At 41.1% G+C, this 16,207-nt stretch carries 17 protein-coding genes; all 17 read right to left on the bottom strand.

Features of this window, described 5'->3' with window-relative positions; translation table 11 throughout:
* Window positions 1-137 precede the first annotated feature (137 nt).
* Window positions 138-815: a rhomboid family intramembrane serine protease gene (locus PCY11_RS10960; RefSeq protein ID WP_024054928.1), complete on the bottom strand. Its 678-nt coding sequence runs from the start codon at window positions 813-815 to the stop codon at window positions 138-140.
* Window positions 799-1,338 carry a 5-formyltetrahydrofolate cyclo-ligase gene (locus PCY11_RS10955; RefSeq protein ID WP_070674477.1) on the bottom strand — a complete coding sequence of 180 codons (540 nt, stop codon included), beginning with the start codon at window positions 1,336-1,338 and terminating at the stop codon, window positions 799-801. Before PCY11_RS10955 ends, PCY11_RS10960 begins: the two co-directional genes overlap by 17 nt.
* Before the next feature lie 110 nt (window positions 1,339-1,448).
* Window positions 1,449-2,582 carry an N-acetyldiaminopimelate deacetylase gene (locus PCY11_RS10950; RefSeq protein WP_061591265.1) on the bottom strand — a complete coding sequence of 378 codons (1,134 nt, stop codon included), beginning with the start codon at window positions 2,580-2,582 and terminating at the stop codon, window positions 1,449-1,451.
* A gap of 53 nt (window positions 2,583-2,635) precedes the next feature.
* Window positions 2,636-3,334 (bottom strand): 2,3,4,5-tetrahydropyridine-2,6-dicarboxylate N-acetyltransferase, encoded by a 699-nt coding sequence (dapD, locus tag PCY11_RS10945; protein ID WP_003016885.1) that lies wholly within the window; start codon window positions 3,332-3,334, stop codon window positions 2,636-2,638.
* A gap of 65 nt (window positions 3,335-3,399) precedes the next feature.
* Window positions 3,400-4,638: a hypothetical protein gene (locus PCY11_RS10940; RefSeq protein ID WP_301362778.1), complete on the bottom strand. Its 1,239-nt coding sequence runs from the start codon at window positions 4,636-4,638 to the stop codon at window positions 3,400-3,402.
* 48 nt (window positions 4,639-4,686) lie between these two features.
* Window positions 4,687-5,595 carry a hypothetical protein gene (locus PCY11_RS10935; protein ID WP_024054924.1) on the bottom strand — a complete coding sequence of 303 codons (909 nt, stop codon included), beginning with the start codon at window positions 5,593-5,595 and terminating at the stop codon, window positions 4,687-4,689.
* Between the two features lie 14 nt (window positions 5,596-5,609).
* A complete protein-coding gene (locus tag PCY11_RS10930) occupies window positions 5,610-6,299 on the bottom strand; it encodes a hypothetical protein (protein WP_049475030.1) in 690 nt (229 codons plus the stop codon).
* A gap of 5 nt (window positions 6,300-6,304) precedes the next feature.
* The gene (locus PCY11_RS10925; protein WP_049475031.1) at window positions 6,305-7,012 is read right to left on the bottom strand and encodes a hypothetical protein; all 708 of its coding nucleotides are present in this window, start codon (window positions 7,010-7,012) and stop codon (window positions 6,305-6,307) included.
* A gap of 107 nt (window positions 7,013-7,119) precedes the next feature.
* Window positions 7,120-8,208 carry a hypothetical protein gene (locus PCY11_RS10920; RefSeq protein ID WP_049471946.1) on the bottom strand — a complete coding sequence of 363 codons (1,089 nt, stop codon included), beginning with the start codon at window positions 8,206-8,208 and terminating at the stop codon, window positions 7,120-7,122.
* Between the two features lie 118 nt (window positions 8,209-8,326).
* The gene (locus PCY11_RS10915) at window positions 8,327-9,214 is read right to left on the bottom strand and encodes an LPXTG cell wall anchor domain-containing protein (RefSeq protein ID WP_021154035.1); all 888 of its coding nucleotides are present in this window, start codon (window positions 9,212-9,214) and stop codon (window positions 8,327-8,329) included.
* Between the two features lie 340 nt (window positions 9,215-9,554).
* A complete protein-coding gene (locus tag PCY11_RS10910; protein ID WP_021154036.1) occupies window positions 9,555-10,370 on the bottom strand; it encodes a hypothetical protein in 816 nt (271 codons plus the stop codon).
* Between the two features lie 18 nt (window positions 10,371-10,388).
* On the bottom strand, window positions 10,389-11,510 hold the full coding sequence (locus tag PCY11_RS10905; protein WP_148131914.1) for a hypothetical protein: 1,122 nt from the start codon (window positions 11,508-11,510) through the stop codon (window positions 10,389-10,391).
* Between the two features lie 71 nt (window positions 11,511-11,581).
* Window positions 11,582-12,394, bottom strand: coding sequence for a hypothetical protein (locus tag PCY11_RS10900; protein ID WP_070674480.1), 813 nt, complete (start codon window positions 12,392-12,394; stop codon window positions 11,582-11,584).
* Between the two features lie 111 nt (window positions 12,395-12,505).
* Window positions 12,506-13,306 (bottom strand): hypothetical protein, encoded by an 801-nt coding sequence (locus PCY11_RS10895; protein ID WP_024054917.1) that lies wholly within the window; start codon window positions 13,304-13,306, stop codon window positions 12,506-12,508.
* Between the two features lie 16 nt (window positions 13,307-13,322).
* Window positions 13,323-13,748, bottom strand: coding sequence for a hypothetical protein (locus PCY11_RS10890; protein WP_024054916.1), 426 nt, complete (start codon window positions 13,746-13,748; stop codon window positions 13,323-13,325).
* A 42-nt stretch (window positions 13,749-13,790) separates the two neighbouring features.
* Entirely contained in the window at window positions 13,791-14,228 is a 438-nt protein-coding gene (locus PCY11_RS10885; RefSeq protein WP_061455819.1) for a hypothetical protein, read from the bottom strand.
* A 184-nt stretch (window positions 14,229-14,412) separates the two neighbouring features.
* Entirely contained in the window at window positions 14,413-15,762 is a 1,350-nt protein-coding gene (locus PCY11_RS10880) for a glucose-6-phosphate isomerase (RefSeq protein WP_061591270.1), read from the bottom strand.
* Between the last annotated feature and the right edge of the window lie 445 nt (window positions 15,763-16,207).

Raw genomic sequence — 16,207 nt, 5'->3', positions numbered from 1 at the left:
CGTCGTCCCACCTCCGCACAGTTGAGTAGGGCTGTAAAAGCTGATGAAATCAGCGTAGTAGAGCCCACTCAACCACTGCGTCTTGCTCGACAATCCAAAAACAATTAAGAGGCTAGGACTTTTGTCCTAGCCTCTTCTTAAAATAGATTCAAGATTTTACCTAAGAAATAAAGCAAAAGTAAGAGATAAGATAGGGCAGCACTCATCTGATAGGTTCGGTTCATAAAACGAGCTTCCCCTCTTACTGGAAAGACATAAGCCAACATGACCCCAGCTACTAAACCACCGATGTGCCCCGCCATACTGATTCCTGGCATGAAGCTAAAGATCAAATTGACCACAATCAAGCTGGTATAGGACTGACTCAAATGGCGAATATAGGGACTTTGGACAATAAAACGCAAAGCACCAATGGTCCCAAACAGTCCAAAGAGGGCTGTAGAAGCTCCTGCCGCAATCACATCTGGCGTAAAAATAGCAACAAAAACATTGCCCATCATTCCTGATAAGAGATAAAGAGCTAAGAAAGCCTTCGATCCAAAGAGATCTTCTGCCAGACGTCCCAAGTAATAGAGGGTGATCATATTGAGCACAAAATGTTCTAGGCCGATATGAACAAATGTAGCTGTCACGATTCGCCATAACTGGCTTGGATCAGCTTCCACAACTTCTCCGATAATCCCACCGCTATAGTAAACAGCAGCACCCGTTTGGTAGTCACTTCCAAATCGGATAAACATGGAAAGAAAGACTGCCGTTGTGACGAGCAATAAGATGCTGGTCACAGGATAACGACGATCAAAGAGCAACTTCATAGACTAGCACCTCCTGAACTGCCTGATCAAACGTATCTGGCTGGAACTCCTTCTGCTGGATGGAATAAATCGTACTAACCGTTTTTCCAGTAAAATCTTCCAAATAACGATCATAATAGCCACCACCATAACCAATTCGGTAGCCTTTTGACTGGAAGACCACGCCTGGTACATGGATCAGATCAATCTCTGACTGATCCACAAGCTTTCCTTTTTCATTGGGCTCCAGCAAACCAAAGCGTGTCTTTTCCAAAATGTCAGGATCGTATTCCACAAATTCCATCCGCCCTTGTGGATAGGTACGGGGAACACAGACGCGTTTTCCAAGTTGAAGAGCAGCTTGGATCAAGCCAGCTGTGGAAACTTCATGGCCAAAAGACAGATAGGTCGCAAGGGTCTTTGCCTCCTGAAAAGCTGGTAACTCCAAGAGGCGCTGAGTCAGCTCTTCATCTGCTTGAGTTTTTATAGTTTGCGGCAGTGCTTTCATAGCTGCAATGGTTTCTTTTCGTAGTGTTTTCTTCATTCCCTACTCCTTTTGTCTAGCTTTTATTGTATCATTTTTTAGGAAAGATCCGAACAGTTTTTTTTACAACAAAGAAAAAATCCAACTCCAGACGGAGTTGAATCATTCCTTTATTGGTTGGCCTTCATTTTCAAAAATTTACCAATGTTTTCCACAGCAAAGGGAAGGGCTGCTTCATTTGGGCTCATCTTCGGATGGTGCAAGGCATAAGGGGTATCAATCCCCAGCCAGAACATGACACCCGGGACTTTGCTCAAGAGAAAGCCGAAGTCTTCTCCTGTCATCGCAGGCAGAATATCAATCAGGTTCACGTCTTTCTCAGCTGTGAAAAAGTCCATGAGTTCTTTGGCCAATTCTGGTTGGTTTTCCACAGGCAGGTAGCCCCCTTGCTTGAGTTCCAGGTTCAATTTCACATCAAAGGCTGCTGCAACTCCTTCTGCAATGGCTTTGACCCGTTTTTGAGTCAAAAGGTTCATCTCCATGGTCAAGGTCCGAATGGTCCCATGAAGGAAGGCTGTCTCAGCAATTACATTATTGGTTGTTCCTGCATGCATGGAACCAAAGGTCACCACAGCCCCTTCAATCGGATCGACATTTCGACTCACGACCGATTGGACTTGGGTAATGAAGTAAGAGGCTGCTACAAGAGCGTCATTGGCCTCATGTGGAAAGGCGGCATGCCCTCCCTTTCCTGTAAAGGTGATCTTGACTTCACAGGTCCCCGCAAAAAGGGTACCCGTATTGGTCGCAATGTCCCCCACCTTCAAATCAGGGCGCACATGCAGACCATAAAATTCATCAGGGAGCCAGTCGCCAAAAGCATTGTCCTTATACATGAGCATTCCACCAGCCTCATTTTCTTCAGCTGGTTGGAAGAGAAATAGCAGGTTATTTTTTGGTTGTACTTGGACCAGTTGATCCAAAAGTCCAAGGGCTGTCGTCATGTGCATATCGTGACCACAAGCATGCATCCGTCCTTCGTGCTTGGAGGCAAAATCAAGGCCCGTTTGTTCCACGATCGGTAAGCCATCGATATCTGTCCGCCAACCAATGGTTTTTTCAGGAGCAGACCCATGGAGATAAACCAGGATCCCGGTCCGCCAAGTCCGTTGCTCTACAAATTCCTTGCCCGCTGTGATCTCTGCGATTCTCTCTAAGAGGTAGGCTTGGGTTTCAAACTCTTCCAAGCCAATTTCAGGGATTTGGTGCAAATCCCGTCTGATTTTGATTAAATCCAATGTCATCGTCGTCTTCTTTCTATTAGAATAGAGGCCTTGCGGCCTCTACTATCAATATCTTATAAATTACGCAAGGCGTCTTCGAGTGCTGTTTTTTGTTGTGTTTTTTCATCGATTTCCTTGATGATACGAGCTGGGACACCAGCTACAACCACATTTTCAGGGACATCTTGAGTAACGATAGCGCCAGCGGCAACGACAGAACCGTTCCCTACTTGAACCCCTTCAATCACAACTGCATTGGCACCGACCAATACATTGTCACCGATCCGAACAGGCTCAGCAGAAGCTGGCTCAATGACACCCGCAAGAACGGCACCTGCACCGATGTGGCTGTTTTTACCAACTGTTGCACGGCCACCAAGGATAGCCCCCATATCAATCATGGTTCCTGCACCGATTTCAGCACCGATGTTGATGACAGCACCCATCATCACGACAGCATTGTCTTCGATAGTTACTTGGTCACGGATAATAGCACCTGGTTCGATACGCGCATTTAGATAGCGCTTATCCAGCAAGGGAACAGCTGAATTCCGACCATCTTGTTCCACCACATAATCCTTGTTCTCCGTTAAGTTGGCAAGAAGGGGCTCGATATCTTTCCAGTCACCGAACAAAACATTGCCAAGCTTGGTAACAGAAGCAGGAACAGCCGTTGCCAATTCCCCTTCAAAGGTTACTTTCACATTTGTTTTCTTTTCTGCATTTCCAATAAAAGCGATAATTTCTTGAGCAGACATTTTTTGTGCAGTCATGAGATTCTCCATTCATTTCAATTAAAGGTATCCATATTATACCACAATCCTAGTGAGATGAACACCTAAGGCGACGTGCTTGTAGCCGAATCCTTCAGGCCTGTCATTTCACTAATGGTGCGATTGCTTCCAAAGTGAATCGTAACTAAATGCGCATCAGAAAGTTTGTAGTAAAAGATTAAGAAGGACTCTGAACTCATCATACTCGACCAAGAAACACGGTTAGGAATTCCTACGGTATTCACAAGATCTGAATAGCTGGTTCCTATTTTAATATTGGCAAAATCCTCTCTGTTCAAACTGCCATTTTTATTGGCTAATCGCTCACTGTTTAGGTTCTCAAAATCAAGAGAAGATAAACGGTCACCAACAATATTTGAAAGTAAAACTGTTACGGAAGAAGGAGAGCTTTCCGACTGATAATCCAATTGTGTCATAAAAGGACTGACACCACCTTCTTGGTAGGTTTCTTCCCCACCACTAGCCTTCCCCAGTACAGCTACCACATCCTGCGGAGACAGATAAGTTGAAGAGGTACGGCCTTGATCCTCCTCACTTAAACCAGGAATCAGGGAAATCGCCTTCTCATAGGTCACTTGAAACTGAAATTCACCTTCCGGTGCAATCAAGGTACTCGTACCACTCTTCAAAGTTTCCTTTCTGGTTCCATAAGACTGGCCAGGACTTCCGTATTCACTAGTAGTAGAAGAAGGAGCTTCCTTACTATGGATACCTCCTGAAGCCAGATAGGCAAATAAGCCCAGCATGGCCAATAATCCAAAAAAGGCTGCTAGCGAAGACCCTTCACTCTTAGAGGAAGGAGAGTAGGTTTTCGTCCTATCCGATTGGGAGTCTAGTACCGTTTGTCTTGGTTCTGAATGCCTGCCTCCCCCTATTGAAGCCAGGTCAGCTTCTGAAATCAAGCGACTCCCACCCTGGTGCTCTACTCTTTCCTCGCCCTTAGGAAACTGCTCTATTGCATCTTGTGTTGGTGGTTGTGATGTTAGCGGTCTGTCAGGCGAGTCTTCAAGCAATACTTCCTTTTGCTCATCTATAGCTTTCTCAGTACCAAGCGCCGGTTGGTTTTTTGGCTCCTCTACTTGCTTCACTGGTTCAGGAAAAACGGAGGACTCTATCACTTCTGTTTCTTTTAGGAGCGTATCTTCCAGCCATTCATCCCTATTTTCAATGCTCTGGTTGGTTGAAGTGGAACTTTTCACTAGACTAGTTTCTTCTTCTAGCTGGCGTTTCGCAAATCGACTCTTGTGTTCATTTCGTAGGTGGGACCAGTCTTTCTTTCCCATTGTTCCCTCCTTATTATTCTATGGCAAATTCATTCGGGCTAACTGTTTTTACTGTGCTGTAGGTGTCGAAGAAGAAGCTGGTGTGCTCGCTTCCACTTTAGGTGTGATATCCTTGATGGTTTGCCGGCTATCAAATTGGATTTGAACCGTTTGGGAATCAGCCAATCGATAAGTAAAGGTCGGTGCTTCACCGTAACCTAAAAATCCGGACACATCTACCTCATCTGGAATCCCCACCGAATTAAGCAAATCTAAATAAGGCATCCCAACTTTGATATTAGTAAAATCGTCCTTCGTTAAACTGCCATTCTTATTTGCAAAACGATCACTTTTTAAGTGTTTCAAACTTAAAAGAGAAATCCTGTAATAGGCACCCATTTTTTCAAGGAGAACCTTCCCATATGCATCATCTGATTGGTAATCTAAGGTCAGCAAAAAAGGACTTGAACTGCTGTCACTATACGATGCCTCTCCTCGGGTTGCTTTACCTAATGCTGCAACGATATCTTTGGGATCCACAGTTCCAAAAGATGTCTTTTTGTCATCCACTGCAAAATCAGGAATGAGAGACATGGCTTTTTCATAGGTTGTCTCAAATTGAACTTCCTTAGCAGATGCGACATAAGAACTATTTTCACTATTTAGATATTCTTTTCTGATACTATTCCGTGAAAAACTGTCAGCTCCATTGCTTGAGGAAGATGAAGAAAGATCCTTGTTGCCTGTGTTTTGAAGTACGAATACAAAAGCTACTAACAAGGCGAACCACCCAAAAAATCGCAAAAGCGAACCAATCCCCTCTTTTGAGGAAGAAGGGGAAGACTCCATCATATCTGAATGGCTACTAGTATCCTGATGATTGTCCATCCCTAATGAAGCCAGATCGGCTTCTGAAATCAAGCGGCTCCCACCCTGGTGAGAGGAAGCTGCCTTGATGTCTGTCCGTTGATCGTCCAATGATATCTCCCTTCTTATACTAACACTAATTTCTTGCCTTTTTTCTTGAATTCCATCACCACTTCTGGCTGCCCTGCTACCTGGTAAGTCGCGCGATAGCCCATACCGCCATCTGGCATTTCCCCCCAGACCAAGCGTTGAGGATTTCCTAGTTGCTTAATAAGCTGGGCGAATTCTGTACCTTTTTTCTCTTTTTCAGTAGTGATTTCTTTCTCACTGCTTGCTTTTTCTTTTGCATCCAACAAATTCGTCGCATCCACTGTCGTCAAGCGATACCCCTGGTCTTTTTCCTGTTCAAACCACAAGGTTACACTTTTCTTGCCCTGATCGGTTTGCTTAGCCGCATAAGTCAAGACAAGAACGGTTTTATCCCCTTGAGCTGTCTTTGTGTAGCGAACTTTTTGGGCTTTTCCCCATTCAGTCACAACTGTTTCCAAGCGGGTTCCTGGTTGCTGAGTCTGCTTAAGACGAACTTTCAAATTCGCCACAGCTTCGATGGTCCATTTAAACTGCTTGATTTCTTGTTCCTTGCTGACCAAATTCTGATAATCCTTTGGCTGGAAACGAGTCAGTGTTTGGTCCTCCTTGGTATCGGTTCCTTGCTCTTGCACCTGGATGCTTGCAATCGCAAGTAACACTCCTAAAACAAAACACAAAAACGGCAGCAAGAGTTCTTTTCGATTCTTTTTCATCCACTCGATCATCTGCTTCACCCCTTCTTCGTCAACCGATACTGACCAGTCTGGTCGCGTTCAAAAGTCAAAGAGACCAGTCCATCTGTCACCTGATAAGACAGGGCTAAGACTTGCTTGTCCTTTGCAGAGGTCAAACTAAGAGAATTGGGAAGACCTGATTTTTTCAAAATATCTTCTACTGCTGTCCCCTTTTCCTTTTTTCCATCTAGCGTCTGATAGCCTGTAAAATCTGCTAGTTTTAAATTCTTTTTGCTCTGATAGTGAGCCGACTTGGGTGCAAATCCTTGAATCGAGCTCAAATAAAAGGTATCATCCTGCTTTTGAAATTCTATGGTATAAGGATAAATCCCCTGCACAGGAGTCCCATAACCTAGCTGGACTTGCGCTCCAAAACTCGTATCTTCTTGTGTAAAACTCGCTGCTTTTCCAATTTTTTTGACGAATGCAGATAAAGTCACCCAATTTTTTTGTGTCTTTCCTTCTTCCCTTACAAGCTCCAATGATAACAAGTCTTCTAAAGCCGGCTCTTTGGAAGAAGACGCAACAAATTGCTGGCTATCTTCGTGCATGCGAGACAAACTCAACAAGCGATCTTTGGGCAAGGTTTTCACTGGATGAATTATAAACACCAAGCAAACACCAACCATAAAAGCCAGCAAAGCACTTGCAGCTTTTTGGAGGATCCGCTTATGACGTTCTATCCACTGTTTCATTTCTTCCATCCTTCATGCTCTTTCTATTCAAACTCTTTCTATTGTATAGAAAATTAGCGTATTTGTCTCGTCTTATCCCAAAAAAGAGGCGCTTGCCTCTTTCTTGTCTGATCCTTTTAGTAGCTGTCTTTACTGCTCAAGAGAAAATCTCCATTTTCTTGGCGAATAAAGGTCAAATCCACGTAGTCCCCATTTTTCTTTTGGAAGTCCATGACCAATTCTATCTCGTCTGAATCATCAGATGAACTCACCGTCAGATTGACTGCATCACCGTATTTTTCTAAAAGCTCTTTGTAAGAGGTTCCTCCAGCACCGGTCTCACTATTTCCAACTTTGAATCCATCTGCAAAGTTGTCCTCAACCGTAAGATTTTTCCCAAATTGATTAAATTCAAATTTGACAAGCTGGAATTCTTTCCCTTTCTTAGAGTAAGTCGCTTTGACCTCTTTATTATAAGAGTTATCATCCCAAAATAATTTCAATTCTCCACTTTCAAATTGAACGGAGCTAGCTTTCCCATAAGCTTCAATCATTTCCTCAGGAGTCTCCCCAGCATCACTTCCTGTTAAAAACTGAAGTTGCTCGATATCAGACTGTTTCCAGCTAAAATCAACTTCCGCGTCTTCTGCGGTCAATTGATCCAAATCGATATTGGAAGACGAACCAGACTGGTTACCTGACCAAGAAGTCTGCTTTCTAGATGATGACGTGCTAGGGCTAGCATGACCAATCAAATAGCCACTGACTCCACCGATAAGAAGCCCAACTAAAATCCCAAGGGCAAAACGAATCGCCTTCTTGTCCGCAGTATCCATCGGTCTTCCAACAGGAGAAAGAGGAGCTTGTGGAATAGGTGTCTCAGGAACAGGCACTGTTTGCGGACCAATTGGTTCAGCTGCCATATTTTGAGGAGCTTGAGGTGCAGGTTGGAATGGAGGAGTCGGTTGGGGAGCAGCAACTACATCCGGATGTTCTCCAACAGTTGCTTCATCCACCTTTGGAAGCTCCACCGTTTCTGAAATAACTGGCTCGTTTGCCTCTTCTTTCATTGCTTCCGTCTCCGTCACTGAAAGGCCACTAGCTTCTGGAACGACCAAGTCTTCGGCTTCTTCTTTTGGGACAAAGGCTGGCGCAGCCACATCAAATTGAGGCGCACCCTCTACGGGAGTATGTTTCATAAATTGTTCTTGATCTTTCTCGGACATTTCGAATTCTCCTTTTTATTCTTCTCTTCTACTATAACATAAAACCAAGCAAGGACCAACTCCTGTCTGGATGGACTAAAAAAGATCGGAGAGATATCCGACCTTTTAGATGCTTATCTTAAAATTTCTTGCGAAGGGAGACAATAGCAATCCCTGCAAGTGAGAGCAAGCCCAATGTTGCCAAAACGACACCTGTTTCTTGACCTGTTTTTGGCAATAAACGGCCAACTACAGATTTGCTTGAGTCGCTTGAATGTGAGGAAGAACTAGAAGAAGAGCTTGAGCTCGATGAAGAAGTTGAACTTGAGGAGCTTGAAGATGAGCTGCTTGAAGATGAGCTCGATGAGCTACTTGAGCTTGAAGACGAACTACTTGAGCTACTTGAACTAGAAGATGAGCTACTTGAGCTTGAGGATGGGCTTGTTGTACTTGGTGAAGTCGACCCATCTGTACCAGGGCTTTTATAGCCTGCAATGAAATTACGATAAATTGGGTTGGAACTTTCAAGTGAATCCACCATCAAGCGTCCTGATCCATCGTAAGCAAGGGACACTGTTACTTCCCCTTCTCCATTATCCAACTGTTTAAAGCGACCATCATCTTTTGTAGTCTGACGAATGTAGAGTTTAACAGTTCCAGAATTCAGTCCAGAGAGATCCACATCATCAAATTCGATCGTCCCATCTGCTGTATTTTGCCCTTTAGCAACTGTCTCTTCTTCGCCACCTTCAGATTTGTAGATCAATGCAAATTGGTAGGCTCCCGCATCATGCGCACTTTCTTTCTTGCCTTCACGCGCTCCCACTACATCGACACGACCTGTTTTCAATTTCAAAGAAAGCTGATTCGATTCGAAACCTTCATATGTTGGTTTTTGAACAAGGTCTAGCTGACCATTTTTGTACTCATAAACCGCAGCTTTTGTATTCGCAGATACTGGTTGGGCAATTGCCATTCCACCAAGCATAGATGAAAGTAACAAGAATTTAGCCAAGTTCTTTTTCATATTTTCATTCCTTTTTCAATTATTTTCATTCACCTTTCATTTTATAATATGAAACAACAAATGACAACTTTTATGTTCAAATAACTTTTTATATTAAAGGATTTGAGTATAAAATACGTGTCTATAGCTATTGTCTAGCTAGAAACCCTGTATCATCAGTATTTTAGAAATGAGATTAGCAAATGATCGAAAATAATAACTAGTTAGTGTTTTTATAATTGAATCTAAGGGGAAAGTTTATGAAATTACTTTACAAGTAAAAAAAAAACGACCTCTTGCGAAGTCGTTCGGGTACAAACGAGAATATATGGACCTTCCTTTTTAAAGACCGATTTCCTTTCTAATCTTCATCTCCTTTTAAAGCCAAACGATAATCCCCATCTGCTTGCTGGATAAATTTTAATTTATATTCATCTTCATCTGATCCAGATGACTTAAAACGGATTTCCATTTCATTCGTAATGGCCTTAGTTTTATAGTCCTGGTCTGCTCTTATCGAAATAGAGGATGGGGTATTGCTACTAAGAACTTCTTTATAAGATATTCCATCCTTCCCTGTTTTGGGATCTCCTACTTTCAATTTATCATAATCATCGGTCGCCATTGGATTGGCATCCGCTGTGTCATAATCTTCTGAGAAATATAGATTGCGTAGATAATAATGACCATCTATTTTCATAAAGGTCAGATTCATCTCGTTAGCGGTCTTATAATCGGTGCTTTCTTCATCTGTATCGTCCCTCTCGAGTTTGCCCCATTCTAACTCAACAGTTGTCCCATTAAATGAACCTTTTAAAGCTTTCCCATACTTCTTTACGACCTCTTCGATAGACATCGCATCCTCTTTGTCATCGTAGGTAGCGAATTTCAAGTCTCCGAGATTTGAAATATCCCAATCAAATGCTGTCTCTTTTGGGTCTATATAGCGAGAAGATATATCGCGTTTTGAGACTGTACTATCTGCAGTGGTATGTAAACGGGGATAAGCTTTCTTGGTTACGGCATTCACACCAAAAGAATGGCCAATAATAAGACCAATCACTAATCCTAAAACAATTGACCCAATCACACATCCAATGAACAAGCCCTTTCCGCTTTTTTGAGGGCCAGGATTTACTGGTACACCAAAGGGTACCTGTGTTTGATTTATACTCATCTCTCTTCTATCCTCCTCTTAATTTAGTTCCGCACCAATATAGCGAAATTCTCCATCAGGCTGTGCTAAAAATTTCAAAACTTTAAAATCCCCATCAACCTCACAGAGTACTGTAGCCACTACACGTGTAGACTTAAATGTTTCCCCATTGGCAGTTAGTTTGCGCTCTGTCCCAATTTCGACGGTTTTTCGATGTTTTTTCAAAAACTCAGATAATCTTGTCCCACCTTGCCCTGTCTGCTTGTTTCCTTTTTTCAGACTTCGAAATTCCTTTTCAGTCAAGGCGCGATTGCTCGAGGCATCATCGCTATCATCATCATCCTCTGGATTTTTATGCTCATACAATTCATCTAATTCCGTCACGGACACACTTTTTAAATAATAATTGCCATCGACTTCGTCAAATCTCATTCTCAAATTCTGATGTTCAGTAGCCTTTGAGTCATTCCAAGTAAACTCCATTGCATTCTTTTTATATTCAACACTGGATGCTAACCCATAGACTTCTACAATCTGATCTGCTGTCAAACCATAACCTTCCCGATTGGTGTAACTCAACAAGCCAAGATCCTTGAAAGTCCATGTGAAAATGACCTTTTCTTTATCCGTTACAAAACCTGCTTTTGTTTCATTTGCTTCGGTCTTTGCACGTTCTAAACGTTTAAATCGTTGCGACTCCTTACTTGTTTGAGAGGATTGTCCCCAAATATATCCGCTCACACCACCGAAAAGCCCACTAATCACAAGCGCTAAAAGTGAAAATAGTACTAATTTTTTCCACTTGTGCTTTGGCTTAGTTGGATAGGACCACTGAGGCGGAAGCATTTGTGGATTTGTTTCTTCAAATGGATAAGCAGGGCCCTGCATTTGAACTCCTCTCACCTGTCCTTCTCCTTGTGGTGTCTCTTGCATCTGTGGCTCTTCCGGCACTGAAAAAGGCTGTTTATCTTCTGTAGTCATACTCTCTCCTTTTGATTCTCTTTGTCTCATTTGATGATCACAGTGAGTGAAAATCATTTGATGAACAAAGTATAAAAATGCTCCTTCTACTATATCATAAATCTCCTGATGGCGCCAATTCATCACTAAATGGGGAAATAGGCACAAAAAAACGACCTCTTGCGAGATCGTTTTATCCAAATGCTGTTACATTCTCAAGTCGGTATTCCCCTTGCTGATTCTTTTTAAATGATAAGGTTATTTTTCTTTGATCAGTTGTAAAGTATAGGATATATATAACTATTTTCCCCTTCATACAGGTTGTTACTGTAACTGTTCTTAGGGATTCCAAACTGGCTTATAGCCTCCATTAACCCAATCCCTTCCTGACCACTTTTAGGCAAATAAGAACGATATTCTTCTAAAGTTTTATTCGCCTTGCCCGCTTGAGCTTTAGTAACTTCAAGATAGACACGCTCGACACGACTTTTTCCTTCAAACTCATTAATAATAATTTTGAAAAAACCCTGTTGGTCAGAAAGCTTATAATAAAAGGTTACCCGTTCTTTCCCCGAGGAATCATAATCAAGTAAACCTGCAAACGCCTTTCCATATTTCTCAATTATTTCTGAAGGCGTTAGCGTTTGCTTCTTTGTAGCATCCATTAGCTCAAAGACTTCATCAACTGAAAAAACTCTTACTTGAGACGGATCAACCCACTCAGAATTTTCTTTTTTCAATATCTGTCCAATTTTTTTATTCTCACTTTTGCACGCTTGAATATTCGAGGAGCTGGTAGAAGATTTCTTTTTTTGATATCTTTCCGAAGATCTTATGATCTTATTTTCGGGTCTATGAACGACTGTTTTTTTATAATACCAGACTCCTATCAGAAAAAATACGAATACAACGATCACTGACAAGAGTACTCGGATTATGTTACGTGAAATCCGAAATCCTATTTGTTTCTTTTGATCTTCAAAAATCGCCCCTTGAGGTCCTTCATCCGAAAATGCACTCGGAAAAGAGTACAGATTCCCATGATTCTTAGACCATTCACGTTGTACTTTTCTTCCTCTTGACATGTCGTACTCCTTAACTTTATTATCTTACCCTACTATAGCATTAAAAACTGTATCACAGTATATATATGTCTTCCCCATTCTAGTCACCAAGTATTTCATGAAATGAATGTTCTATTTACTTTCCTCTTTTGTCGCCAAACAGTAATCTCCGTTTTCTTGTTTATAGAATGTTAGTTTATATATTTTTTTATATGATATTTTTTTAAATTCAATTACCATTTTCGTTTTATTTTCATGAGTGATTTTATCTTGGTCTGCCGACATCATGATAGACCCTGAATGATTATTTTTAAGTACTTCTGAATATGAAACTCCACCTTTCCCGGTTTCTGGATTCCCTACTTTCAGACCGTTATATTTATCGGCAGGCATCTGATCTTTCTCTAAATCATTAGAATTTCTGTCATAATTAATGCTTTTAAGGTAATACCTTCCCTCTGCTTTCTCAAAATAAGCAAATATCATCTCATTAGAACTATTCTCATTAACGTCAGATTTATCAAGGTTTTGCCATATTAACTCAATTTTATCATCATGAATTAATGCCTCTTGAGCTTTTCCATATTTCTCTAAGAAATCATCAATCATGACACCTTGTTTAGGGTTTTCTCGACTCCCAAACTTCAATTCTAAAAGCTGGGATATGTTCCAAGAAAAAGCAGAATCTTTTGGAGCTATAATCTTTTTAGATTGATCACGTATGGAGCGACTATTTTTTGTACGTGTTTTTAGCACAGGATAGGCTTTTTTAGTAATCATATTAACACCTTTAGAATAACCGATAGCCAGCCCTATAATCATTCCTAGCAAAATGTACCCAATAGAAGAAGCAATCCAAAAATCTTTTCCAACTCTTCTAAGTTTATCATTCCACCAACTATTATTTGATTTCATAAGTCGATTTATTTTCATTTTTCATTAATCTCCCTTAGAAGCGTTTCGATCCAATGTAAAGAAATTCTCCATCTGGCTGCGCCACAAATAGAAATGTTTTATAATCACCATCTACTTGATAGGTTACATTCGCAAGCACTCTATTAGATTTATATTCTTCTCCTTCACTTGTTATTTTTTTCTCGGTCTCTATTTCAACGGATGCCCGATGTTTTTTCAAGATTTCTGACAATGGAGTCCCGCCTTTTCCAGTGTTTTTATCTCCTTTCATCAGATTTTGATACTCTTCTGTCGTCAAACGAAATTCATATGCACTATCGTCACTATTTTCTTTTTGTTCTTTAGATATCTTTTGGGAAGATAAGCCATACAAGTCTCGAATGGATACACTCTTTAAATAATAGTTATTATTATATTTTTCAAATTCAAAACTTAAGTCTTGCTGGTTTGAACCGATCAAATTAGTCCAACTTAGACTTAATCCATCTTGATTATATCTAGCTTATGAAGCTAAACCATAATTTTCTACAATCTGATCCGCTGTTAATCCAAGTTTAGATGAATTATTATAACTTAACAAACCTAAATCCTTAAGTGTCCATAAAAAGATGACGTCATTTTTTTTGGATACGAAACCAGTTTTTGTTTTTTTCGCCTCCTCTTTCACTCGAGTTAAGAGTTCGAAACGTTGGGATTCTTTGACTGTCTGAGCAGACTTCCCCCATGCATAACCAGCAATTTTACCAAATAATAAACTAATCACTCCGCATAACATGATGATTAAAGCCAACATTGATAATAAAATTATTTTTTTCCAATTACGTTTGGATCGCATCTCAACAGTTGCCTCTAACTGATCTTTTTGAAGTTCATTGGGAAAAGATTCCTTTATTTGCTCCTCTTCCGGCACTGCAAAAGACTGTTTATCTTCTCTTGTCATACTCTCTCCTTTTTGATTCTCTTTGTCTCATTTGATGATCATAGTGAGTGAAAATCATTTGATGAACAAAGTATAAAAATGCTCCTTCTACTATATCATAAATCTCCTGATGGCACCAATTCATCACTAAATGGGGAAATAGATACAAAAAAACGACCTCTTACGAAGCCGTTTTGTCTATTGATTAAAGACGAGCGTTGAGTTCTGCTCCAAGTTCTTCAAATCCTGGTTTACCAAGAAGGGCAAACATATTTTTCTTGTAGGCTTCAACACCTGGTTGGTCAAATGGGTTGATCGCGTTCAAGTAACCTGAAAGGGCGATGGCCAATTCGAAGAAGTAGATGGCATAACCAAGAGTGAAGGCATCTTGCTCAGGAAGAGTTACGTACATGTTTGGCACGTCACCGTCAGTGTGGGCAAGAAGAACACCGTCAGTTGCTTTTTTGTTTACGAAGTCAACGTCTTTTCCTTGGAGGTAACCAAGTCCATCAAGGTCTTCTTCCAATGTAGGGATGATCACGTTCTTACGTGGTTTGTCCACACGGACAACTGTTTCAAACATGATACGAGTTCCTTCTTGGATAAACTGACCCAATGAGTGCAAGTCTGTTGAGAAGTTAGCTGAAGTTGGGTAGATCCCTTTTTGGTCTTTTCCTTCTGACTCACCAGCCAATTGTTTCCACCATTCTGAGAAGTATTGAAGGGATGGCTCGTAGTTTACCAAGATTTCGGTAGCATATCCTTTACGGTAAAGGATGTTACGAACTGCTGCGTATTGGTATGCTTCGTTTTCAGAGATTTTATCTGAAGTGTAGTCTTTACGAGCTGCGTTTGCACCTTCCATAAGGGCTTTGATATCTGCGCCTGATGCAGCAATTGGAAGCAATCCAACTGGTGTCAAGACTGAGAAGCGTCCACCGATATCATCTGGAACTACAAATGTTTCCCAACCATTGGCATCTGCTTCTACTTTTACAGCACCTTTGGCACGGTCAGTTGTCGCGTAGATCCGTTTATTGGCTTCTTCTTGACCATATTTCTTCACCAAGAGTTCTTTGAAGACACGGAAAGCGATCGCTGGTTCAGTTGTTGTACCTGATTTAGAAATCACGTTGACTGAGAAATCTTTATCTGAAACATACTCTACCAAGTCAGCAAGGTAAGTAGATGAGATGGAGTTTCCAGCGTAAAGGATTTGTGGCGCTTTGCGTTCTTCTTTTGTTTGCAAGTTTGCAAAGTGGTGGTTCAAGAAGTCAATGGCAGCTTTCGCTCCAAGGTATGATCCACCGATACCGATCACGACCAAAACATCGCTGTCTGCTTTGATTTGTTCAGCAGCTTTCAAGATGCGGTCAAATTCTTCACGGTCATAATTTTCAGGAAGGTCCAACCAACCTAGGAAGTCACTACCAGCACCTGTTCCTTTACGGATCAATTCATCAGCTGCAGTCACTTGTGGTTGCATATATTCCACTTCATGTGGGGCAACAAATTTACCCAAAACTTTTGAGTAGTCAAATTTAATATGAGACATGTTATTCCTCCAAAATTTCTTCTTCTCTATGATATCGCTTTACAGGAATTTTATCAAGGGAAACCACCCTGTAAAGCGTTTTCATTTGCTAATTTTTTTATTTTCACAAATCAAGCAACGACGCAATAGCAATCGTTTGCATATTTGCACTATTTTTGACTAGAAAATCCAAAAAAAGAAGCTTCTCACGAAACTCTATTTTTTCTCTTTTATTCTTTGAATATAAACATGACTCTGGTAAGTGATAGCCCTCACGTCGCTTCACTCCTCAGGATCAATATCTCTAAGTTCGGTTACGCCTTACAGGCTTTTTTCATTTTACGCTATAGCCCTCACGTCGCTTCGCTCCTCAGGATCAATATCTCTAAGCTCGGTTGCGCCTTATAGGCTAATTTCATGTTACGCTATAGCCCTCACGTCGCTTCGCTCCTCAGGATCAATATCT

This window comes from Streptococcus sp. SP8, from assembly GCF_030440045.1.
Lineage (GTDB): Bacteria > Bacillota > Bacilli > Lactobacillales > Streptococcaceae > Streptococcus > Streptococcus parasanguinis_I.
Note: the sequence above shows the minus strand (reverse complement) of the source record. Positions and strands in the feature narration are given on the sequence as shown.